Annotated in this window: 20 protein-coding genes; 14 read left to right on the forward strand and 6 right to left on the reverse strand. The window is 68.1% G+C overall.

The window, feature by feature from the left end:
• Window positions 1-474: 474 nt before the first annotated feature.
• Entirely contained in the window at window positions 475-762 is a 288-nt protein-coding gene (locus AB0L60_RS01875; RefSeq protein ID WP_364605744.1) for a hypothetical protein, read from the reverse strand.
• A gap of 327 nt (window positions 763-1,089) precedes the next feature.
• On the reverse strand, window positions 1,090-1,437 hold the full coding sequence (locus AB0L60_RS01880; RefSeq protein ID WP_364605746.1) for a hypothetical protein: 348 nt from the start codon (window positions 1,435-1,437) through the stop codon (window positions 1,090-1,092).
• A 344-nt stretch (window positions 1,438-1,781) separates the two neighbouring features.
• Between AB0L60_RS01880 and AB0L60_RS01885 the strand changes: the two genes are divergently transcribed.
• Window positions 1,782-2,384 (forward strand): LppP/LprE family lipoprotein, encoded by a 603-nt coding sequence (locus tag AB0L60_RS01885; RefSeq protein ID WP_364605748.1) that lies wholly within the window; start codon window positions 1,782-1,784, stop codon window positions 2,382-2,384.
• Between the two features lie 384 nt (window positions 2,385-2,768).
• Here AB0L60_RS01885 and AB0L60_RS01890 read toward each other — a convergent pair whose 3' ends face one another.
• Window positions 2,769-3,752 (reverse strand): lipase family protein, encoded by a 984-nt coding sequence (locus tag AB0L60_RS01890; RefSeq protein ID WP_364605750.1) that lies wholly within the window; start codon window positions 3,750-3,752, stop codon window positions 2,769-2,771.
• A 712-nt stretch (window positions 3,753-4,464) separates the two neighbouring features.
• Between AB0L60_RS01890 and AB0L60_RS01895 the strand changes: the two genes are divergently transcribed.
• The gene (locus AB0L60_RS01895) at window positions 4,465-5,724 is read left to right on the forward strand and encodes an alpha/beta fold hydrolase (protein ID WP_364605752.1); all 1,260 of its coding nucleotides are present in this window, start codon (window positions 4,465-4,467) and stop codon (window positions 5,722-5,724) included.
• Window positions 5,725-5,978: 254 nt separating this feature from the next.
• Window positions 5,979-7,154: an alkane 1-monooxygenase gene (locus tag AB0L60_RS01900; protein WP_364605754.1), complete on the forward strand. Its 1,176-nt coding sequence runs from the start codon at window positions 5,979-5,981 to the stop codon at window positions 7,152-7,154.
• A gap of 102 nt (window positions 7,155-7,256) precedes the next feature.
• Here AB0L60_RS01900 and AB0L60_RS01905 read toward each other — a convergent pair whose 3' ends face one another.
• Both AB0L60_RS01905 and AB0L60_RS01910 read right to left on the reverse strand, forming a co-directional pair.
• Window positions 7,257-8,810 (reverse strand): acyl-CoA carboxylase subunit beta, encoded by a 1,554-nt coding sequence (locus AB0L60_RS01905; protein WP_364605756.1) that lies wholly within the window; start codon window positions 8,808-8,810, stop codon window positions 7,257-7,259.
• Window positions 8,811-8,926: 116 nt separating this feature from the next.
• Window positions 8,927-9,157, reverse strand: coding sequence for a hypothetical protein (locus tag AB0L60_RS01910; protein ID WP_364605758.1), 231 nt, complete (start codon window positions 9,155-9,157; stop codon window positions 8,927-8,929).
• Window positions 9,158-9,465: 308 nt separating this feature from the next.
• Here AB0L60_RS01910 and AB0L60_RS01915 point away from each other — a divergent pair, with 308 nt between their 5' ends.
• Both AB0L60_RS01915 and AB0L60_RS01920 read left to right on the forward strand, forming a co-directional pair.
• Window positions 9,466-10,410, forward strand: coding sequence for an ATP-binding cassette domain-containing protein (locus AB0L60_RS01915; RefSeq protein ID WP_364605760.1), 945 nt, complete (start codon window positions 9,466-9,468; stop codon window positions 10,408-10,410).
• Window positions 10,407-11,216 (forward strand): ABC transporter permease, encoded by an 810-nt coding sequence (locus AB0L60_RS01920; protein ID WP_364605762.1) that lies wholly within the window; start codon window positions 10,407-10,409, stop codon window positions 11,214-11,216. The genes AB0L60_RS01915 and AB0L60_RS01920 overlap by 4 nt, the downstream gene beginning before the upstream one ends.
• Here AB0L60_RS01920 and AB0L60_RS01925 read toward each other — a convergent pair.
• The gene (locus AB0L60_RS01925; protein ID WP_364605764.1) at window positions 11,200-14,379 is read right to left on the reverse strand and encodes a BTAD domain-containing putative transcriptional regulator; all 3,180 of its coding nucleotides are present in this window, start codon (window positions 14,377-14,379) and stop codon (window positions 11,200-11,202) included. The genes AB0L60_RS01920 and AB0L60_RS01925 overlap by 17 nt on opposite strands.
• A gap of 128 nt (window positions 14,380-14,507) precedes the next feature.
• On the opposite strand from AB0L60_RS01925, the gene AB0L60_RS01930 reads away from it, so the two are divergent.
• From AB0L60_RS01930 to AB0L60_RS01970, 9 genes are all read left to right on the forward strand, one after another.
• Window positions 14,508-15,143 (forward strand): hypothetical protein, encoded by a 636-nt coding sequence (locus AB0L60_RS01930; RefSeq protein WP_364605766.1) that lies wholly within the window; start codon window positions 14,508-14,510, stop codon window positions 15,141-15,143.
• 94 nt (window positions 15,144-15,237) lie between these two features.
• On the forward strand, window positions 15,238-16,308 hold the full coding sequence (locus tag AB0L60_RS01935) for an FO synthase (protein ID WP_364605768.1): 1,071 nt from the start codon (window positions 15,238-15,240) through the stop codon (window positions 16,306-16,308).
• Window positions 16,301-17,791 carry an NAD(P)/FAD-dependent oxidoreductase gene (locus AB0L60_RS01940; protein ID WP_364605770.1) on the forward strand — a complete coding sequence of 497 codons (1,491 nt, stop codon included), beginning with the start codon at window positions 16,301-16,303 and terminating at the stop codon, window positions 17,789-17,791. The genes AB0L60_RS01935 and AB0L60_RS01940 overlap by 8 nt, the downstream gene beginning before the upstream one ends.
• A gap of 119 nt (window positions 17,792-17,910) precedes the next feature.
• On the forward strand, window positions 17,911-18,822 hold the full coding sequence (locus AB0L60_RS01945; RefSeq protein ID WP_364605772.1) for a dienelactone hydrolase family protein: 912 nt from the start codon (window positions 17,911-17,913) through the stop codon (window positions 18,820-18,822).
• Window positions 18,823-18,891: 69 nt separating this feature from the next.
• A complete protein-coding gene (locus tag AB0L60_RS01950; RefSeq protein WP_364605774.1) occupies window positions 18,892-19,776 on the forward strand; it encodes a LysR substrate-binding domain-containing protein in 885 nt (294 codons plus the stop codon).
• 152 nt (window positions 19,777-19,928) lie between these two features.
• A complete protein-coding gene (gene dmpI, locus AB0L60_RS01955; protein ID WP_364605777.1) occupies window positions 19,929-20,153 on the forward strand; it encodes a 4-oxalocrotonate tautomerase DmpI in 225 nt (74 codons plus the stop codon).
• Between the two features lie 153 nt (window positions 20,154-20,306).
• Window positions 20,307-20,963 carry a hypothetical protein gene (locus AB0L60_RS01960; protein WP_364605779.1) on the forward strand — a complete coding sequence of 219 codons (657 nt, stop codon included), beginning with the start codon at window positions 20,307-20,309 and terminating at the stop codon, window positions 20,961-20,963.
• A 364-nt stretch (window positions 20,964-21,327) separates the two neighbouring features.
• Window positions 21,328-21,504 (forward strand): hypothetical protein, encoded by a 177-nt coding sequence (locus AB0L60_RS01965; protein WP_364605781.1) that lies wholly within the window; start codon window positions 21,328-21,330, stop codon window positions 21,502-21,504.
• Window positions 21,505-21,613: 109 nt separating this feature from the next.
• Window positions 21,614-22,603, forward strand: coding sequence for a cation diffusion facilitator family transporter (locus tag AB0L60_RS01970; RefSeq protein WP_364605783.1), 990 nt, complete (start codon window positions 21,614-21,616; stop codon window positions 22,601-22,603).
• The last annotated feature ends 11 nt before the right edge of the window (window positions 22,604-22,614 follow it).

A 22,614-nucleotide genomic window follows, 5' to 3' on the forward strand; every position in this document is an offset into this window, starting at 1 on the left:
GGAATCTGTTGATCTACGGTGCAGCGCAGCTATTCTCGACCGCTCTGATCAGCACTGACAGAACAGCTCAGCGGGTCAGATTTCGACCATCTCGTAGTCGGCGATGTGCCCGCCGAGGTAGCGCAACACACCCGCTGTGCCGGAGAAACTCCGAATTGAACTGCGACACCGCTACGTTCGCCTGATTCGTCGTAATGCAGATACGGAACGCCTCCGTCGCCCTCATCCTTGAAGCCTGCCGCACGCAAGCACTGGGAATGAAATTTGTGCAGCCTTGATTCGGGTAGTCGTCGTAGTCGGGGTTGTAGTTGAGCGCCGCCGGCCGGATCCCGCTTCAATCGGAAACCTCCCCACAAAAAATTCCGTGACGGTTCTACGACATGACAATTCACGTGATCGCCTCTTCAGAGCACGCAAGAATGCGCTGGTTCTTCGTCCAATCGGAAAGGCCTGATTCCGACTTGGCCGACCTCGTCAGTTCGGTAGGCGATGAGACAGAGCCTGGGTCGCGACCGACTTCGCGGCTTGGCAGGCCTGTCCGGGTTCTGTTTGGGCGGGGAGAATGACCTGGGTATAGAGCACTTCGCTGAACGCCTCGCCGGCAGTCGAACGATGCTGCCCGGGCCAGGTGTCCCAGTGCTTCGTTGTCGTGGTGATCACGCATCGACCGGATCCGCCGGCACTGCTGATATCCCAAACACGTGCCGGAAATCCGTTGACAGTAGAGCGTTTTCCCATGAAGAGGCTCGGGTCGTCGATCATGACCGAAACCATCGCTCCGGGGGCGTCGGAACTGTCACCGGCACGCCACTGGCAGTCCTGCTCGGATGGACTTGTCGGCGAGGCCGGTCAGGTTCACCGCGGTCTCGACCTCCGGCAAGGGAGACCGAGCCACACAGGTCATATCCGTGCAGCGAGTCGCTCGGATAGATGATGCGCGAGTACGCCCCGCTCTTCATGGTCGCCACGACGGCATCGACCGCCCGATCTCGCGCGGGGCAGGGATCAACATCGTTGAGTCGCTGGCCATTTCGGTCGGCGCTCGTGTGCAACAGGACTCCCTCGCCACCGGCCAAGCGAACGGTCGCGTCACACTGAGCGCCGTTCTGGGATGTGCCCCTTGGTGATATACACCGACCCCCGATCGGTCGACACCGCATCCGCCGAGGCGAGGTCTGCGATGTGGGCCCCAAGGATCGTCCAGACGGCTATGCGTCCCTGATCCTTGTCCACGAGGTGCAGGTTGAGATTGCACCTGACGAAGTCGGCCGGTTCGATGGTGATCTGGGCAGCGACGGTCTTCAGATCGGCGAACGCGTCCGGTGCGATGAACCCACAGGGATCCAGCGTCGTCAGGTCCCCGATCGGCGGGAGTGCCGACGGCGAGGAATCGGCGCCGAGATCACATCCCGCGCCCAGGCCGGCGACGATGAACAATGTGGCGATAGACCCGATGGTCATGCCGATCCATCGACGATGGATCACGATCCCCTCCGAACGCTCTGGTGAAGCTCAGGGATTCGCTCCCCGGCACCCAGGCTAGTGGTTGCGTCAGATGTCAGGCGCGGCAGCATGACTCATGATTCGCCGAAGCACATATCGAAGGGCCGTCGCCACCATTGTCACCGTCCAAGCCGTCCACCCAGACGTGGCGATCTGGTGCCCGGGATTTTCGGCGCCACATCAATCGGTCAGAAGCGCAACGATTCTCGGGCCGTTCGCGAATTACTTGGAGTACCGAGGGGAGAGGGCAATCCATGAAGAGAATCGTCGGGATCACGATGGCGGTTGCGGCGCTTGCGCTGGTTACCGGATGTCAGGACGACAACGCCACACCGAAGTCCGGGGGTGCACCGACGACGACGACACTCGCCGGTCCGGGGACGGTGCAGCCGTCGGGTGGCCAGCAGGCGCCGGGCACGACTCAGGCGCCGGGCGGCGGGGTTCCCGCGACCGCGGGTAATGGCAAGTGCGTCGATTTGAAGTCGCCGGTGGTGACGGCTGCGTTGGGGAAGCTGGGGCCCAGCGTCGGCGGCTCGAAGTTCTTCGCGTACCAGGGAACCGACGCCGCGATCGGGTCCTGTCCAGCGCTCATGTGGGTGCTCGCCGATACCGAGGGCGGGACGGCCAGTTCGCCATGGCACGTGATGCTGTTCAACCAGGCGGGGTTCCTGGGCACGGCGACGAAGAAGTGGACGGCATACACGTCGATTGCCAGTTCGTCCGATCGCAGCGTTCAGGTCGAGTACCGCTGGCTGGCGGGGACCGATGCGAGCTGCTGTCCCACAGGCGGGCCGGTGATCGTGACGCTCACCTTGGGCGCGGACGGTCACACCGTCACCCCGGACCGTGACTTCCCCACCGAAGTGATCAATCCGAAGTAGCGTCCCCGTCGGCGATCATAACTCGAAGCACGTTCGGCCCCAATGACTTCCGTGGCCTCCGCCACCTCGCAGAACGGCTGCTGCAGGGCCTGTATTGCCGACATGCCCCGGATGGCCGACCACGCTCAGGCCGGACGAGCCCCCGCGATGACCGGACGATTCTCCAGTTGCCCATGTTGTGCGCGTCCTGCCGAGGGCACACATTTGGTTCACCCACCACGGGTTGACGCGGTGGTGGAGCACCAGGGCAGTTGCCGACCACCCCGTCGGGGCGGGGAGCCGGAACCGCCCGATCCGGACCGCTCAGCCCGGTCCGGGCGACCTGCGAGGCCGACCGGACCGGGTGAGAACGCCGACCGTGAAGTCACGGCGCCCCTGCTCCTGTCAACAGTTGCTGGGTGCCGGCTCGCCGCGAACCCGGCCGTTGAGCCACGCCAGTACCTCGGGGGCACCCAGCACCGCTCCCGACAGATGCTCGGGTGCGGGAACGCGCAGCGTCTGCACCGGAACGCCGGCCGCGCACCAGCGGTGGTCGGTGTTGTCGATCGCTTGGACCGGAATCAGCGGGTCGTCGGGTGAATGCCATTCGAACACCGGTGTTTCCGGCACTTCGCCGAAGAGTTCCAAGCTGTTCTCCTCCAGCACCGACTGGCCTTCCCGCACGTCGAAGCCCGCGGGGTCGGCCATGTATGCCCGCGCGCTGCCGCCGACGCCCTCGGCGAGGATCTGATTGGTGCAGTCATTGGCCATGGCATTGCGGAGGGCCAGGCCACTCTGGTTGAGGTACGAGCTGATCGGCAGCTCGTTCGGGTATTCGCGCTCGAGGCCGATCGCCGCCGCCATGGCCAGCCCGAAGGCCGGGTGCGGGTCGTAGCCCAACGCCTGCACCATCGTCAGCAGGTTCATCGGGGCACCGCCGATGGCCGCGCCCGCGAGTTTCAGCTCCGGCGCGTACGACGGCTGGAGCGCAGCGGCCGCCCCGGTGGCCATGCCGCCGCCGGAGTAGCCGGCCAACACGACCGGACTGTGCTGGGCGGCGAGTGCCGGCAGCTGTTTCACCGCTCGGACACCGTCCAGCACGATCCGGCCGCCCAGACGCGCCGCACCGAACGCGACGTACGGACCGAGATGATCCGGCAGCGCTATGCTCCAGCCCTGCGCCAGTGCCATATTCAGAATCGACGCCGTCGTCAGGAGATTCGGATCGTCGGAGTACAGCAGATGCGACACCGCGCAGCTGGTGCCGAGCGCGTTGATGAAGTGCTGATACGACATCAACGGGGCGTCGGGCTGGTGACCGGCGGGGGTAAGGATCGTGGTGGTGGCCGCGATCGGCTCATCGTGGGAGTTGGTGGATCGGAATTGCACCAATGTAACTGTGGCGCCGGGAAATATGGCCACCGGCGGCATTGTCTGCGTGCGGAGCACATCACCGGGCCGGTGTGCCGCCAGATCCGCCGGGGCGGCGTAGAACGGATCCGGATCGGGGATCGGATATATCGGATCCGCCGCAGCCGTCGTCGTCATCGACAACCCGAGAACCACACCACCCAGCGCAGCCACAACTTTCGCCGACCCGCTGCGCAGGAATACAGGAAACCGACCAAGCACGTGTCTGACCTCCATGAATAGTTCACGTCGTTAGACAAGCCAGTCCGAATTCTGAAACGACTATATCGGCAAACTTCCAGCAACACACCAAAACGGGCGTTTGTCATTGATCGGCCAACAGTCCTCCCCGAGACCGGGATTCACATGGTCGCCTGGCCGACGCCGGCCACCCGGTCAACGAGCCCTCCCGCCTGCGCAACCCGAGGATTCCCAATCTCGCAGGGGCGCACAGGTCATTCATAGACATACCCGAATTGGCAATGCCGACACGACGGGCAATCCCATAACGACACGCGGTGGGCCTACGTGAGTCCGGCGTTTCTTCCACTGATTCACAAAAAACCCATAGCCCTGCGTATAGCCTCAACACCCGATTCGAGATGCCCTGGGTCCCTCACTCGCAGGAAGGATCGATAAAGTGCGGAGGCGACTGCTTGGATTGGCCGTAGCTTTGACAGGAACCCTCATCATGGTCGGCGGAGGCGCCACGAACTCGGCGTTGCTCGCCGGCGCGGAACCAGTCGCGGCGGGCGACGATTTCTACCTGCCGCCGCCGCTGCCACCCACACCGGGAGCCATCGTGCGCGCCGAACCGGCACAGGTGGCCTTCTCCGCACCCGGAATGCCCGGCGTCGTTCCGGCCGCCGCGACGCGAATGATGTACGTCAGCAGCGACACCCACGATGCGCCGACGGCAGTCGTCGGCACGCTCCTGCAGCCGAGCGTGCCGTGGACCGGCCCCGGCGAGCGCCCACTGATCGCGTACGCGGGCGGCACCAAGGGCCAGGGCAATCAATGTGCGCCGTCGAAACTGATGACGCAGGTCGTGCAATACCAGCCCCCGGCGGACATCATTTTCGAATACGACCTGCTGGCACTGTATTCGCTGCTCGCCCGCGGAATCGCGGTGGTGGTGACCGACTACCACGGCCTCGGCACCCCCGACGTGCACGACTACCTCAACCGCAAGGCACAGGCCTACGCGCTGCTGGATGCGGCGCGCGCCGCACTGCAATTGCCCGGCACCGGCCTCAACCCCGGCACGCCGGTCGTTCTCTACGGATACTCGCAGGGCGGCATGGCTTCCGCGGGCGCGGCCGAACTGCAGTCGAGCTACGCTCCCGAGCTGAATGTACGCGGCGCCTACGTGGGCGGTCCGGTGGTCGACGACGAATACTTCATCGGATACAACGACGGACGGCCCTCCATCGCACCGGCTTTCGCCTGGATCCTCAATGGCATCGCCGCCGACTACCCGGAGACTCGCCCGATACTCGACGCCGAGCTCAATGACACCGGTAAGGCGATCCTGCACGACGCTCTGGGCAAATGCGCCGTCCCGGCCAGCCTGGCCCAGGACCATCCGCGCACGTCCGAATGGACCACCAGCGGCGAACCGCTCACCGCGGTCATCGATCGGAACCCCGAGCTGAAATCGGCCTTCGGCGAACAGCGCATCGGCACGCTCGCTCCGTCGATGCCCGTCCTCACCGCCTCGGCCATGAACGATGAGGGCGCGCCCTACGTGCCGGTGCGGGAGATGGCGGCCGGTTGGTGCAGTAGCGGCGTGACCGTCGAACTGGATCCGAACGCGCAGATTCCGACCGTTTCGGGACTGGTGGGAACCCATGTGCTGGCGTTCTTTCCGTCGCTGGCGGACTCGCAGCAGTGGCTGACCGATCGGCTCGCCGGCTGGCCTGCTCCGAGCAACTGCGGGGCCCTGCCCTGACCCGCTGACGTTCAGTCGATGCTGCCCGGCAGCCGGGATCGGTCCTCGCACCGACCCCGACTGCCGGGCAGCATGCACAGAGCTCGATGTTCGTAACCGGGCATGAGGTCGAATTGCCCGGTCAGTCACCATTTTTGGCAATTCATCTAGCGCAGCGGAGAAAAACGACTAGTCTAAATCGACGGGTTTGAGCCAAAAGATTTCGGCCGTCTGCACTCGCGAGCGAGTGCCGCTGTTGGATCAAAGAGGCCCCTATGTCGATTTTCCAGGACTCGAAGGCACGCGACCCCAAGCGATACCTCTGGATTCTGGGGTTGATCGCCCCTTCGTGCGCTGTACTTCCCTCACAATTGGTAGCCCGCACGGGGCTCACAATATTCTGGTGGATCGGTCCGGTGTTCGTGCTGGTACTGATCCCACTGCTGGATCTGTCTGTGGGGGATGACGGGAGCAACCCACGCGAGGAAGACTACGAGGCATTATCCGAGGACCGGTTCTATCGGTGGTGCACGTATCTCTTTCTGCCGCTACAGCTCATCGGGCTGCTCATTGCTGGCTATCTCTGGGCAAGCCCAGAGCTGAGCGTATCCGACAAGCTCGGTCTGGCCGTCACGCTCGGCTTCGTGTCGGGCATCGGAATCAATGCCGCCCATGAACTCGGGCACCGGGCCGAACATCTGGAACGCTGGCTGGCGAAGGTCGCTCTGGCACAGTCGGGTTACGGGCATTTCTTCGTCGAGCACAATCGGGGTCATCATGTGCGCGTGGCGACGCCCGAGGATCCGGCCAGCGCCCGATTCGGCGAGTCACTGTGGGAGTTCCTGCCGCGCAGTGCGGTCGGCGGCTTCCGCTCGGCGCTGGCCCTGGAGCGAGAACGCCTGTACCGCAAGGAAAAGCGCTGGTTCAGCTGGCACAATCAGCTGTTGCAGGCCTGGTCGATGAGTGTCGCGTTGTGGGGCACCATGATCCTGGCCTTCGGCCTCGGGGTGATTCCGTTTCTGATCGTGCAGGCGGTGCTGGGTGCGGGGCTGCTGGAAACGGTCAACTACATCGAGCACTACGGACTGCTGCGCCAGCGCCGCGCCAACGGCAACTACGCACGGTGCTCCCCGCGCGACAGCTGGAACAGCGACCGCCTGGTCACGAACGTATTCCTGTTCCACCTGCAACGCCACAGCGACCACCACGCCAATCCCGGTCGCCGCTACCAAACCCTGCGCAGCACACAAACGGCACCACAGCTCCCGGCCGGCTACGCCACCCTGATCCTGCTCGCCGCCATTCCCCCGCTGTGGCGTGCCGTGATGGACCACCGCGTTCTGGCCCATTACGGCGGCGACCTCTCGCTCGTGAACACCAAACCAGCATCCACGCGCCGCTTCGTGGGACCCGTGCGCCTGCACCGAATATCGACGACCGACAGGAGCTGATCGCGAGCAGACGTCAACGAGAACCGAGTGCGCGGCAGCGGCCGGATGGCTCAGGGCCATCCGGCCGTTGTCCCGCACCGGTTTTCGCGCTGGTCGGTCACATCACATCGGGTATACCGGGTGCTTGCGGGGGTTGAACTCCGGCTTGACCGGCTTCTTGTCGCGGAGCAGGCGGAGGGCTTGACGGATTTCCAGGCGGGTGTGGGACGGTTCGATGACGGCGTCGATGTAGCCGCGTTCGGCGGCGACCCAGGGGGTGGCGACCGTCTCGTTGTACTGGTTGATCATGAATTCGCGGGCCGCGGCGCGATGTTCCTCCGGCATCGCGGCCAACTGGCGCTTGCCGAGGAGGTCGACCGCGCTTTCGGCGCCGATCACCGCGATACGTGCTGTGGGCCAGGCGAAACTGACGTCCGCGCCGACCTGCCGGGCGGCCATCATGCCGTATGCGCCACCGTAGGACTTTCGAACCACCAGGTTGATGATCGGCACCGTCGCCTCGATGATGGCGCGCGGGACACGGCCGCCGCGGATGATGACGCCGTTGGCCTCCTCCGCGAGGCCCGGCAGCACGCCGGGGGTGTCGGCGACGAACACGAGCGGGATGTTGAAGGCGTCGCAGAGCCGGATGAAGTAGGTCGACTTGTCCGAGCAGGCGGCGTCGATGGAACCGCCCAGCACCAGTGGCTGATTGGCGATCACGCCGACCGGGTAGCCGTCGACGCGGGCGAAGCCGGTGATCAGGTTCGGCGCGAACGCGGCGCGGATCTCGTGGAACTCGCCGTCGTCGAAGATGCGCAGCAGGATCTCGTGCATGTCGTAACCGGCACGATCGGAATCCGGGATGATCGTGTCGAGTTCCCGGTCACTGGCCGTGATCTCGGGCTCCAGGCCGGGATTCACGATCGGCGGCTGCTCGAGGCAACTCGTCGGCATGAAGCTCAGGTAGTTGCGGGCCCACTCGTAGGCCTCCTGCTCGGTCTCGGCCACGTGATGCAGGGTGCCGCGTTCGGCCTGCACCTTGGCGCCGCCGAGCTCCTCGGCGGTGACGTCCTCGCCGTTGACCGCCTTGATCACCTCCGGCCCCGTGACGAACATGTAGGAATCCTTGGTGCCGATGAGCACGTCGGTATTGATCGGCCCGTACACCGAGCCCGCGGCGCACTTGCCGAGAATGATCGACACCTGCGGCACGTAGCCGGACAGCTTCTCCAGCACCCGGGAGATATCACCGAACGATGCGATGGAACCCACCGCGTCCTGGATCCGCGCGCCGCCCGAATCGTTGATCGTCACCACCGGGCACGCGTTGTCGAACGCGAATTTCAGTGCCCGCATGAACTTCTGGGCGGACGTGACCCCGACCGACCCGCCGTACACGGTCTGATCGTGGGAGATCACCACCACCGGACGCCCCCCGATCAGCCCGCGACCGGTCACCAGTCCGTCACCGTAGAGCGCGTCCGGTTGACCAGGCTGGCGAGCCAGCGCGCCGGTCTCGATGAACGTGCCGCGGTCGACCAGCATCTCCACCCGCTGCCGAACGCTCGGAATGCCTTTCGACGCCCGCTTGGCGATACCGGCCTCACCCGCCGGTTCCGCGGCGATCTCCAGGATCTTGGCCAGTTCATCAAGCTTCGCCCGCGTACCGATCACGCTTGTTGCCACCTTCCCAAACAAACTGTTGTGCCTCGCGACGGTAAGCGGCGCCGAGACGGTACGGGTCACTGAAGCAGATAAACGTGATGAATCACAGTCCCGGCCAACGGCCGTCAGCAGAACGGGATGCCCACGGAGCCGTTGAGGCTGGTGTGGAAGAGGATGCAGACCAGGTGGTTGGCGGCGGAGTAGGACCCGCTGGAGGAGCCGGTGGCGGTGGTGTCCACGGGCTGGGCCTGCGCCGGCGCCGGCGCATCGGCCTGGGCAGGGGTGGCCAGCACGGCGGCGGGGGTGAGAAGGGCCGCGCTGACGGCGAACGCGGCGAGGGTCTTCTTCGAATTCATCTGCGGCTCCATCGTTCTCGATCTTGGCGGGAGCAAGTATCGAACCCGGGCCGCCGCCACCGACAGCCCCAACAGTTGGGGCCGCCGATGATGGGGTCGGCCTACACAGATCGGCCCAGCCCGTTCGACAGCTTCGACACCGTGGTCCACCGCCGCCAGGGCGAGGGGACACCGGCCACCGCCATGCTGGCTCCGCCCCACGGCCGACAACCCTCGCCCACCTCTCGTGAACAGGCAGAACACCGTGTCAGAGCGCGTATCAGGTCGGTGTCAGGCCGGTGTCAGGCCCGGTCGCGACAGTGGTCCACATGAACAGCACAGCAATCGCGGCCTCGGGGCTGCGGAAGGCTTACGGGGACAAGACGATCCTCGACGGCATTGATCTGAATATCGGTGCGGGAACAATCTTCTCGCTGCTCGGGCCGAACGGCGCGGGCAAGACCACGACGGTGAACGTGCTGACCACGCTGCTGACGGCGGACGGCGGGACGGCCCGGGTCGCCGGGCACGACATCGCCACCGAGACCAAGGCGGTGCGGGCGGCCATCGGGGTGACCGGTCAGTTCGCGGCGGTGGACGACCTACTCACCGGCGAAGAGAACCTGCAGCTGATGGCCGATCTGCACCGGCTGCGGGGCGCGGCGCGCAAGCAGGTGGTCGACACGCTGCTGGAGCGCTTCGACCTCACCGAATCCGCGCGCAAGCAGGCCGCCACCTACTCCGGCGGCATGCGCCGCAAGCTGGATCTGGCGATGACGCTGGTCACCAAGCCGGACATCGTCTTCCTCGACGAGCCGACCACCGGACTGGACCCGCGCAGCCGGCGCACCATGTGGGAGATCGTGCGGGAGTTGACCTCCGACGGCGTGACCATCTTCCTCACCACCCAGTACCTCGAGGAGGCCGACCAGCTGGCCGACCGGATCGCGGTCCTCGACGGCGGCCGCATCGTCGCCGAAGGCACCCCGGACGACCTCAAGCGCCGTGTTCCCGGCAGTTACCTCCAGCTGCGGTTCACCCACCTCACCGAACTGGAAGCAGCCGCGCGGATCCTGCCCGCCGCGACCATGGACAGCGAGGCGCTGACCCTGCAGGTGCCCGGCAACGGCGGCACCAAAACCCTGCGGGCCCTGCTGGATCGGCTCGCCGATCACTCGGTCGAGGCCGCGGAGGTCTCCATCCACACCCCTGATCTCGATGACGTTTTCCTTGCCCTGACCGGGCACGCCACCACGGAGGCCGACGCACAATGAGCACCATCGTTTCCACCGGCAGCACCCCGAACCGCACCGTCGCGACCGGCGCCCTGGCGGCGTCGCTGGGCGACTCGGCGATCATGTTGCGCCGCAACTTCAAACACATCGCCCGCAACCCGGTCGCGATCTTCAACGCCGCGCTGATGCCGGTGGTGATGCTGCTGATCTTCGTCTACGTGTTCGGCAGCGCCTTCAATGTCGGCGAGCACTACATCAATTACGCGACACCGGGCATGATCCTGCTGGCCATCAGCTACGGGCTCTCCGGCACCGCGGTCGCGGTGAGCTCGGACATGGCCAAGGGCGTCATCAACCGGTTCAAGGTCATGGACGTCTCCCGCGGCGCCGTGCTGACCGGGCACGTGGTGGCCACCATGCTCACCAATGTGGTCGCCATCGCGGCCGTGCTGGGAGTGGCGTTCGCCCTGGGCTTCCGGCCGCCGGCCACCGCGCTGGACTGGCTGGGCGCGCTCGGCATCGTCCTGGCCACATCGTTCGGGGCGTCCTGGCTGACCGTCGCCCTGGGCATGGCCGCCAAGACCCCGGAGTCCGCGGGCATGTCCGTGGTGCCGCTGATCATGCTGCCCTTCGTGAGCAGCGCGATCGTCCCGGCCGGCCAGATGGGCCAGGGCGTCCGGCAGTTCGCGCAGTACCAGCCCTTCACCCCGATCATCGAGTCCCTGCGCGGGTTCCTCACCGGGCACCCGTCGGGCGGCTACACCGCCGCGGCGCTGGCCTGGTGCGCCGGGTTCGCGATCGTCGGATACCTGTGGTCCCGTGCCACTTTCACGAAGCGAGCGTGATCTCGGCCAGTTCATGCCAGACCGCCCGCGCCCCCTCCCCCGTCGCCTCGGTGAACTTCACGTCACCGAGGCGACTTCGCGTTGTCCGCTCGATCCGGGCCGCATCCGGGTGGGAATGATCCGATACGCCACGCACCGCGGTACTGGCCGCGAGCAGCCGCACCGCCTGCTCGTCCTGCTCCGCCCGCAGCGCCAGATCCGCCAGACCGACCAGCACCTTGGCCAGCAGGGGCGCGTGCCCCGCCGCCGACGCCACCCGGAACGCCGCGGCCCGATGGTGGCGGGCCTCGTCGAGACCGTCCGCCAGATAGCCGAGCAGATCGTGGATCACCGCACTCATGAACGGCTGCTCCGATTCTCCCGCCAGCAGGGTCTTCGCGACGCCGATCTGCCGGTGCGCCTCTTCGGGATCCGCGTTCCAGCGCGCCAATTCCGCTCGGGCCAGGGCCATTTCGGCCAGCGCGATCGGCCAGCCGGTCTGATCCGCGTACCGCTGGGCCTCGGCCATGGCGGCCGCGCTCGCCGCCGCGTCGCCCAGCAGCCAGTACAGCTGCGCCTGCCGTGACCGCATCCGGACCAGGTCCTCGATCGCACCGACCTCGGCGACCACCGCGATCGCCTGCTCGAGATACTCACACGCACTGGCGAATTCGCCGCGCAGGGCGAGGCTGTCGGCCAGCTCGGTCAGCGCGAACGAGATCCCCCAGCGCTCTCCGACGGCCCGGAACTCCGCCAGCGCCAGCTCCAGGTGTTCGTCGGCCTCCGGCCCGCCCTGGCCGAGCACGGTCCGCAACTTGCCCAGTTGCAGCCGGGCCAGCGCCCGCACCCACGGATCGTCGTCGCCGAGCAGCGCCTCGAAGGCGGGCAGGAACTGATCCGGCCCCTGCAGCATGCGTTCCAGCGCGACCACGAACGCCAGCGTCGGATGGCCGGTCCGGCCGCTGCCGGTCCGATCGCCGCCGGCCCGGTAGGCCTGGTGGATCCATTCCTCCACGTGGTGTTCGTCATTCGGGCCGGAGGTCATGAAATGCACGACGAGCCCGTAGACCGTGGCCCGGGTCTCGTCATCGGCTTCGCCGGGCGTCCGGGCGGCCGCGGTGACCAGCTCCATGCCCTCGGCCTTGTGCCCGCTCAGCCACCAGTACCAGCCGGCGGCCGCGGCCAGCCCCATGGCCGCGGTCGCGTCCTCCGCGGCGAGCGCGCCGCGCATGGCGGCCGCGATATTGTCGTGCTCGGGTTCGAGGACGGCGAGCCATTCCAGCTGTTCGGCCCGGCGCAGATGCGGTTCCGCGGTCGCGGCCAGTCCGGTGAAATACGCCAGATGCGCGCGCCGGGCCGCGTCCGCCTCCCCCGCCTCGGCGAGCCGGTCGCGGGCGTACTGCCTGATCGTCTCGAGCATCCGGTAGCGCGGCCCGTCGTCGCCCGCGGTGAGCAGCAGCGATTTCTCGGTCAGCGCGGTCAGCAACTCGAGCACCTCCCACTGTTCGACCGCCGCGGGCTGCCCCTCGGATTCGCCACTCGCACAGACCTGTTCGGCCGCCTCGAGGCTCACGCCACCGGCGAACACCGAAAGCCGGCGCAGCACAGCCTGTTCGGCCTCGCTGAGCAGTTCCCAGCTCCAGTCCACGACGGCCCGCAGGGTCCGGTGCTGCGGTTGCGCGGTCCGGCTGCCCCCGGTCAGCAGCCGGAACCGATCGTCGAGACGGGTGGCGAGCTGCTCGAGAGACATGGTGCGCAGGCGGGCCGCGGCCAGTTCGATCGCCAGCGGGATCCCGTCGAGCGCACGGCACACGCGGGCCATGGTCGCCAGGGTGCGAGCATCGGCGCCGAGGTCCTGGCGCACCGCGCCGGCGCGGTCGCGCAAAAGCTGGACGGCCGGGGAGGATTCGATCGCGCCGGCGTCCGCGTCCGCGGCGGGCAGCGCCAAAGGCTCGACCTGCCAGAGCGCTTCACCGGTGATGCCGAGCGGTTCGCGGCTGGTGGCCAGAATGCGCAACCGCTGGCACTCCCCGAGCAGGCGGTGGGCGAACGCCGCCGAGGACTCGATCACGTGCTCGCAGTTGTCCAGGATCAGCAGCATGTCGCGCTCGCGGATGGCCGCGATGAGGCGGTCCATGGGTTCCGCGTTCGCCCCGCCGCCCAGCAGCGCGTCCCGCAGCCCGAGCGCGGGCAGCGCCGCCTGCGCGAGGTCACCGCCCGCGCTCGCGGAGGACAGCTCCACCAGCCACGCGCCGTCCGGCAGCCCGTCGAGCAGGGCGCGCCCGGTCTCCGTGGCCAGCCTGGTCTTTCCCGAACCGCCCGGTCCGGTCACCGTGGTGAGCCGATGGCGGGCGACGAGGGCGCGCACCGCGGCGACGTCGGCCTGCTTGCCGACGTATCGGGTCAGTTCGGCACGCAGGTTGGTCCGGCGGTCGTCCTCCCGCCCGCCCACCTCCCCGCGCAGCAGGGCGACGTGCAGGGCGGACAGCTCCGGCGAGGGATCCACACCCAGCTCGTCGGCGAGGGCCTCCCGGACCCGCTGGTACACGACCAGCGCCTCGGCGCCCCGGCCCGCGGCGGCGAGCGCGCGCATCAGCGACGCGGCGAGTCGCTCCCGCACGGGGTGCTGGGCCACCAGATCATTCAGTTCGGTGACCAGTTCCGCGCCCCGGCCGAGCCGGAGTTCCGCGTCGTACAGATCCTCGAGCGCACCGATGTGCAGTCCCTCGAGCCGGGCGATCACCGCGTCGAGGGCCGCGCCGTCCTGCGCCCCGATGTCCCGCATGGGCGCGCCGCGCCACAGTGCGAGGGCCTCGCGCAGCAGTTCGGCCTGATGGACGTCGTCGCCGCCACGGGCCTGGTCGAGGAGCTGTTCGAACCGCACGGCGTCGATGTCGCCGGGCGCCACCGTCAGCCGGTAGCCGCCCGCCTGCACGTCGATCGACCCGTCCGGCAGTACCCGCCGCAATCGGGAAACCAAGGCCTGCAAGGCATTCGCGGCATCGGACGGCGGCCCCTCGCCCCAAATCCAGTCGACCAGCCGCGCTTTCGAGACCGCCCGGCCGGGTTCCAGCGCGAGCGCGATCAGCAGCGACCGCAACCGGGCGCCCGGTACCTCCAGCAATCCGCCGTCGTCTGCCCGGATTTCGAGCGGCCCAAGCATTCCGATCTGCACCCGGACCATTCTGCCGTGCGCTGTCCAGCCGGGCCGAACACGTGTCAGCGGACGTGTCAGTGCGGCGTCAGGCCGCTGTCAGCCGGGCTCGCGAAAGTAGTCACATCAGCAGCACAGCCCCTCGAAGGAGAAACACCATGACCGCGTTCCAGACCCCCGAAGCCATCACCGTCGCCGTCGACGTGGCCGCCGGAAACGTCACCGTCATCGCCTCGAACCGCACCGACACCGTCGTCGAGATCCGCCCGGCCGACGCGTCCAAGAAGGAGGACGTGCGCGCCGCCGAGCAGATCCGCGCCGAATTCGCCGCGGGCATCCTGACCGTGCAGGCCCCCAAGGGCTGGCGGAAGTTCTCCCCGCTCGCGGGCCGCGGGTCGGTCGAGGTCACCATCGAGGTGCCCGCCGGCTCCCGCCTGACCGGTTCGCTCGGCATGGGCACCCTGCTGGGCGCGGGCCCGCTCGGCGAGTGCGAGCTGGAGGTCTCCGCCGGTGACATCACCATCGAGCACCCGCTCGGCTCGGTCACAGCGAAGGTCGCGAAGGGCGACATCCGCATCGTCGAGGCCACCCGCGGCGTGATCGACGTGGAGACCTCCACCGGCGACCTGTCGATCGGCATCCACCCGGGCAGCGCCGCCCGGATGGAAACCAACGCGCAGAAGGGCACCATCCAGAACCAGCTGTATCCCGTCAGCCGGCCGCAGGACATCGTCGAGGTCCACGCCCGGAACTCCTACGGCAACATCACCATCGGGCACACCACCGCCGCCTGAACCGCATGGTTGTCCACATCCCGGCTCGGGGCCGCCCACCCGGCGGCACCGAGCGGGACGGGACGCCCGCAGGGGCGGCGGTATCGTGGCGATCGTGGATCGTGGTGTCGCCGAGGTTGGCTTGTCCGATGCGGGGCGGGTGCGGGAGTGGCTCGCGGAAGCGGAGCGGAATCCGGCGGGCCTGCCGGACGCGGGATACATCGCGCTGCTGCACGCGGACGGCTCCGAGCTGGAGCGGTTGTGCGAGCTGGCCGATGCGCTCCGGCAGCGGACGGTCGGCGACGCCCTCACCTATGTCGTGAACCGGAATCTGGATACCGCCGTGGTCTCCGGCTCCGCGGCGCGGGAGCGACTGGCCGCGCTGGTGTCCGAGGCGCACGCCCTGGGCGCCACCGAGATCTGTATGCAGGGCCCGCTGCCCGCCGACAGCGATGACGACTACCTGGCGCTGATCGCCGCCATCACCGAGACCGCTCCCCTGCACCTGCACGCCTTCCGCCCGGAGGAACTGCTCGACGGCGCCGCGCGCCGCGCGCTGCCCCTGGACGAGTTCCTGTCGCGCGCAAAGGATTCCGGCCTCGGATCGGTTCCCGGCACCGGTGCGCGCATCCTCGACGACGATGTGCGCGCCCGGTTGAAGGGCAGCCCGGATCTGCCCGTGAGCCGCTGGGTGGAGGTGATCGAGACCGCCCACCGCGCGGGCCTGACCTCCACCTCGACCATGGTCTACGGGCATGTGGAGACCCCCGCGCAGCAGGTGGCCCATCTGCGGCTGCTCGCCGATATCCAGGACCGCACCGGCGGCTTCACCGAATTCATCGCCATGCCCATGGTTCCCGTGACCGCGGCGTCCGGCTTCGTCGATCCCGTTGTGCCCGAAGCACTCCGGCGGCAGACGCGGGCGGTGCACGCCGTCGCGCGGCTGCTCCTGCACGGGCGCATCGACAATATTCAGGCCGCGTGGCCCCGGCTGGGGCTGACGATGGCGGTCGAACTGCTGCGCGGCGGCGCGAACGATCTCGGCGGCCTGCTGCTCGACGGCCGGCTCGCGCCGGAGTCCGGTCCGGAGGCCGGGCTGAGCCTCACCGTCACCGATGTCGATCGGATCGCCGCGGAGCTGGGCCGCTCGCTGCGCCGCCGCACCACCCGGTACGGCCATGCCTGAGAGCACGGATCCGGCCACCGCCGAAGGACATTCGAGCCCCGAACGGGTCGACGTGCTGATCGTCGGCGCGGGTTTCGCCGGTATCGGGATGGGCATCCAGCTCGCCCGCCGGGGCCGGGACTCCTTCGTCATCATCGAGCAGGCCGACGATGTGGGCGGCACCTGGCGCGACAACCGCTATCCGGGCGTGGCCTGCGATATCCCCGCCCATCTGTATTCCTTTTCGTTCCGGCCGAATCCGCGGTGGTCGCGGGTGTTCGCCGAGGGCGCGGAGATCCACGCCTACCTGCGGTCGTGCGTCCAGCAGGAGGAGCTGGAACCGTATCTGCGGCTGAATTGCGCGCTGGAACAGGCGAAGTGGGTCGAAGCCGAGGCGCGCTGGTTCGTCCGGACCTCCCGCGGCGACTTCTCGGCCGCCACCCTGATCATCGCCACCGGACGGCTGACCGAACCCCGGATCCCGCCGGTCGTCGGGCTGCGGAATTTCGGTGGCCGGCACTGGCATTCGGCGCGGTGGAATCCGAAGGTGTCGCTGGTCGGCAAGCGGGTCGGCCTGGTGGGCACCGGCGCGTCCGCGGTCCAGATCCTGCCGCGGCTCGCGGGCGAGGCCAGCGAGGTCGTGGTCTTCCAGCGTTCGGCGCCCTATGTGCTGCCGCGCGGGGACCGCTTCTACACCCCCGACGAGCTGTCGAGCTTCGCCGCCGATCCGCGGACCATCACCGAACTGCGCGACGAGCTGTTCGCCGAGGCCGAGCTCAGCATCGCCGCCCGGCGCCGCCGCCACCCGGAGATCGATCTGCTGCACCAGCGCGCCACCGACCATCTGGCGGCCCAGGTCCGTGATCCACGACTGCGGCAGCGGCTGACGCCCGACTACGAAATCGGCTGCAAGCGAATCCTTTTCTCCGACGACTACTACGCGGCCCTGCAGCTGGACACCGTCCAGCTGGAACCGACCGAGCTGACCCGCGTCGACGACGGCCTGGCCATCGCCGCGAGCGGGCACACCTACGATCTCGAGATCCTGGTCTTCGCCACCGGTTTCAACGCCACCCGGCCGTCGATCGCCAAGCACATCCGGGGCCGTACCTCGTTGCTGTCCGAGCGCTGGAGCAACGGCATGGTCGCGCACGCGTCGACCACCGTGGACGGCTTCCCCAATATGTATGTGCTGGACGGCCCGAACGCGGCGCTGGGCCACAACTCCGCCATCTATGTGATCGAGACCCAGATCGACTACGTGCTCAGCGCACTGGACCATCTCGCCTCCAGCGCGGACACCGTCCTGGAGGTCACGCCCGAGGCGGTCCGCTCCTCCATGCTCGATATCGAGGAGCGCGCCCGCGATACGGTATGGACCCAGGGACGCTGCACGAGCTGGTACCGCGACGAACAGACCGGTCGCGTCACGCTGCTCTGGCCGGACTCCGCGGTCTCGTTCCGCCAGAGCAACGGCGCCTTCGACATTTCCGCCTACCGCTGACCCCGCCCGCGGAGCTTGCGACCGCGGCCATGATGGCGATCATTCAGCCATCTCGGCAGACGGCAGATCCCCAGCGTTTCGGCCGAGACCGGACCGGTCCGGCAGCCTAGGCTGAGGGCATGACGCCGCTGCAGCGCTATATCGCAGAGGAAATCGCCACCGATCACGCCGAGGGCCTGCTCAGCCGCCGGGAAGCGCTACGCCGGCTGGGGCTGCTCGGCATGGGGACACCGGCGGCCGTGGCGCTGCTGGCGGCCTGCGCCGACTCGGGCAAGCAGTCCTCCCCCACGACCACCGCCGCGAGCTCGTCCGCGTCCCCGCCGGCCGCACCGCCCGGCACCGCGACGGCCCTGCAGCCCACCGCGATCACCTTCGCCGGACCCGAGGGCCGCACCCTGCAGGCCGCGTGGGCCGAGGCGTCCCAGCCCATGGGCGGCGTGCTCGTCATCCACGAGAACCGCGGCCTGACCGACCACATCCGTTCGGTGACAGGACGTTTCGCGGGCGTCGGGTACTCGGCGCTCGCGGTGGATCTGCTCTCCGAGGAGGGCGGCACCGCCACCTTCACCGATCAGGCGGCCGCCACCGCCGCACTCGGCAAGATCCCCCAGGACCGATTCGTCGCCGATCTGCGCGCGGGCTTGACCGAGCTGCAGCGCCGCGTGCCCGGAAAGAAGCTGGGCGCCACCGGCTTCTGCTTCGGCGGCGGACTGACCTGGCTGCTACTCACCTCGGGCACTCCCGAACTCGCGGCCGCCACCCCCTTCTACGGCCCGTTCCCCGACGGCGGCGAGGTCACCGGATCCAAGGCCGCGGTGCTGGCCGTCTACGGCGCACTGGACAGCCGGGTCGACGCCTCCCGCCCGGCCGCCGAGGCGGCCCTGGACAAGGCGGGCCTCCCGCACGAGAGTTTCGTGGCCGACAATGCCGACCACGCCTTCTTCAATGACACCGGCCCCCGCTACCAGCCCACCGCCGCCGCCGAGGCCTGGCGCCGGGTACTCGACTGGTACGGCCGCTACCTGGCCTGACCGCGGCGGTCACGCCGACCCGGCCGCCTCGCCACGGCCCTGGACGGGCGCTGATGGTTCCATGGGTTCGTGGAATTGCGTCAGTTGCGGTATTTCGTGACCGTCGCCGAGGAGTTGCACTTCGGGCGAGCGGCCGAGCGCTTGCACATCGCGCAGCCCGCGGTGAGCCAGCAGGTGCAGCGGCTGGAACGGGATCTGGGCGTGCAATTGCTGGACCGGTCGCCGCGGCGGGTGCGGCTGACCGAGGCCGGGTTGCGCTTCCTGCCCGCGGCACGGGGTGTGCTGGCCGCGGCCGATCAGGCCCGGGCCAGCGTGGCCGGCCTGGCGGGTGGCCGCGCGGAGGTGTTCCGGCTGGGCACGGTGACCGGACTGGGCGAGCGCCTGGACGCGGTCCTGGATGCCTTCGCCGAGCAGGCGCCGCAGGTACAGGTCGAGCTGGTGGCGCTGCCGGTGCGGGATCGGCTGGCCCGGGTGGCGGACGGCGGTCTGGACGCCGCCTTCGTGCGCTCGCCGGAACCCGGTGAGAGCCCGGAACTGGACTTCCTGCCCGCCTGGGACGATCCGCTGGTGGCGGCCCTGCCCGCCAAACACGCACTGGCGAACCAGGATTCGGTCCGGCTGGCGGACCTGGCCACGGTGCCGCTGCGGCTGACCGAACGGCGCAACCATCCGGCGCTGGTGGATCTGGTGCTGAACGCGTGTGTGCGCGCCGGATTCGAGCCGGTGCCCGCGCCCACCTCCACCACCCTCCAGGACACGCTGGCCGCCATCGGCGCGGGCTCGCCCATGTGGACGGTGGTCTACGAATCGAATGCACGACAGGTCCACAACACGCGGGTCGCCTTCCGCCCCTTCGCCGATGCCGGCCTGACCCTGCCCATCGCGCTGGCGGTGCGGGCGGATGCGGCATCGCCGAATCTGCGCCTGCTGGGCGCCCTGCTCGCGCGCGCGTAGGGATCTCGCCGGCGCGCGGGATCTCGCGGGCACATAGGCGATAAGGATCGCTTATCACTGCGCGAACGACCTGCTCATTGGTCGGGCTTCGGTTTTCCGGTGAACTGTTTACAGGCCGCCGAACGGATCGGAGATCGGAACCCCGTTCCGAGATGGCCGGTTCCCAGCAGTTTTCGCGAAGGAGAACAGTCATGCCCATCGTCACCGTGCAGCAGGGCCCGCGCACCGTCGAGCTGAAGCGGGACCTCGTCCGCCGCATCACCGACGCGTTCGTGGACGCCTATCAGATTCCGGCCGAGGCCGTGCAGGTGTGGATCCACGAGACGCCCGCCGACAGCTGGGGCACGGCCGGTCGCCTGACCGTCGACGGCAAATAGCCGGTACACCGGCGGGTCGCCAGGGGGAGCCGAAACCAGCTGTGGCGCACCCGAACCGACCCGCCGGTACCGTTAGATGTCGGACCCGTGACAACCCGGCATCGACTGTGCATGCTCCCAGGTAGACCCCCGTTTTAGTGATACAACGGCAGCATGACGGAGGATGTCGGCAGCGCGGCCGTACCGACAGCGGCGGGGCGCTCGGTGGAATTCTGGGGCTATTGCATGTGGGGCCTCGCGGGACTGGCGATCGCCACCTCGGAGCTGGCGTCGGTCTTCGGACTGGCGAGCTGGCCGACCATCTCGAACACCATCGGGCATCTGGAGACTCAGCATTCGTTCGTCCGGCTCATCGTCGTGTCGGTGATCGTACTGCTGGCGTATTACGCTGTCCCGCAACTGGCCACCCCGCCCGAGCCCACTCCACAGATGGTCGCCGGGCGCACCCTCACCGTGAACGGCCGTGTCACCAACCCGTATTCGCCGATCACCTTACTGGGCGCGGGGTATCTGCTGGCCGCGATGGGCACGTTCGTCTTCGGAGTCCTGTTCGCCGCCACCGACCGTGGCATGCACCCACAGTCCTACCTGGGCGCGTACGTCCTCTACGGACTGATCGCCCTGATGTGGGTCATCATGCCCAGCATTCTGGCCATGTTCTTCAGCCGAGATGTGCCCTTCCCCACCCTGTTTCGCACCATCGGCTACCTGGAGCGCCGCGCCCACCCGATCGCCGCCATCCTGCTGGCCGCACTGGTGGTGCTGCTCATCCACCTGGCCTTCTACCCCTGGCCCCGAGTCCAGAGCTGAGCGCCCGGCAACGCCGAACCCGGTGCCCCCGAACTATTTACGACCGCGTAGCAACAGAAACGCGGCATAGGCCGCGCCGGAGATGCCGATAACCACGACCACACCGATGGTTGTCAGAATTGCGTCCACCCTTGTGATTCTAGGCTTTTCGGCCCTCGGACGGGGCGCTGTCCGCCTGGAACGGTGCGGCCGCCGGCGAATAACCAGTGTGTCGGCCACCGACACCCAGCAGTGTCGTGATCTCGGGCGTGTGGCGCCCACCAGCGATGCGGGACGCCCGCGGCGCAGTAACAGGCGAACCGATCCCGCGCGGGCCCGGCGTGCCGCGAGTGCCCGATCCCCGGAACAGGCGTATGCAGGAGCTATGGGTCGCCATCCGCAGCGGACGCCGTTCTACGGGGCGCTGATGCTGGTCGGGGTCATGCTCGCCGGGCTGTGGGTCCGGGACTGGCCCTGGCTGTGGCTGCGGGCAGCCGGGTTCGTCGCATTGTTCGCGATCGCGTTCGCCGGGTTCCTCATGACGTTCCGCGACCTCTCATGACGAGGCCGGAGCTTCCTCCGGGCAAACCACCCGAATCAGGCGTGTCACAAACATTGCATACATAGCGATTCATGCATATGGTGTTCGTCGGGCACTACGAAGGAGGGTTATGGGCGGGCACGAGCATTCACACGGGCACGACCACGCCGGACATTCACACGGCGCGACCGCCGACAGCGACAAGCGCTGGCTGGCCGGCGCGCTCGCGGTCATCGTGGCGTTCCTGCTCGGTGAGGTCGTGGTCGGGCTGGTAGCCAGCTCCCTGGCACTGCTCTCCGACGCCGCCCACATGCTCACCGACGCGGCCTCGATCGTGCTGGCGCTGTGGGCCATCCGGCTGGCGGCCCGGCCCGCCGCGGGCCGCATGACCTACGGCTGGAAGCGCGCCGAGATCCTCTCCGCCCAGGCCAATGGCCTGACCCTGCTTGGCCTGGCGGCTTGGCTCACCTACGAGGCCATCCGCCGCCTGATCAACCCGCCCGAGGTGACCGGTGGCCTGGTGCTGGCCACCGCCCTGGTCGGCATCGTGGTGAACGTGCTGGCCGGCTGGATGATCAGCCGCGCCAACCGGACCAGTCTCAATGTCGAGGGCGCGTATCAGCACATCCTCAACGACCTCTTCGCCTTCATCGCCACCGCGGTCGCCGGCCTGATCATCATGCTCACCGGCTTCGCCCGCGCCGACGGCATCGCCACCCTGATCGTGGTGGTGCTGATGGTGAAGGCCGGCGTCAGCCTGGTCCGCGCCTCGGGCCGCATCTTCCTCGAGGCCGCGCCCTCCCACCTGGACCCGATCGAGATCGGCCGGGAGATGGCCGAGGTGGACTGCGTCATCGAGGTGCACGACCTGCACATCTGGGAGATCACCTCCGGTACCCCGTCGCTGTCGGCGCACATCCTGGTCGGGCCCGGCACCGACAGCCAGGCGGTGCGCGCCGAGGTCGCGGGCATGCTCTCCGACAAGCACCACATCGATCACAGCGTGCTCCAGGTCGACTACACCGACCACGCGGAATGCCCGGACACCGAGCACGACCATGTCCCGCACTGCCAGGACGCGCACGGCCCGGTGCACCGCAAATCCATTGCCACGAACTGAGAGCCGACCGC

This window comes from Nocardia sp. NPDC051981 (assembly GCF_040680715.1).
Classification (GTDB): domain Bacteria; phylum Actinomycetota; class Actinomycetes; order Mycobacteriales; family Mycobacteriaceae; genus Nocardia.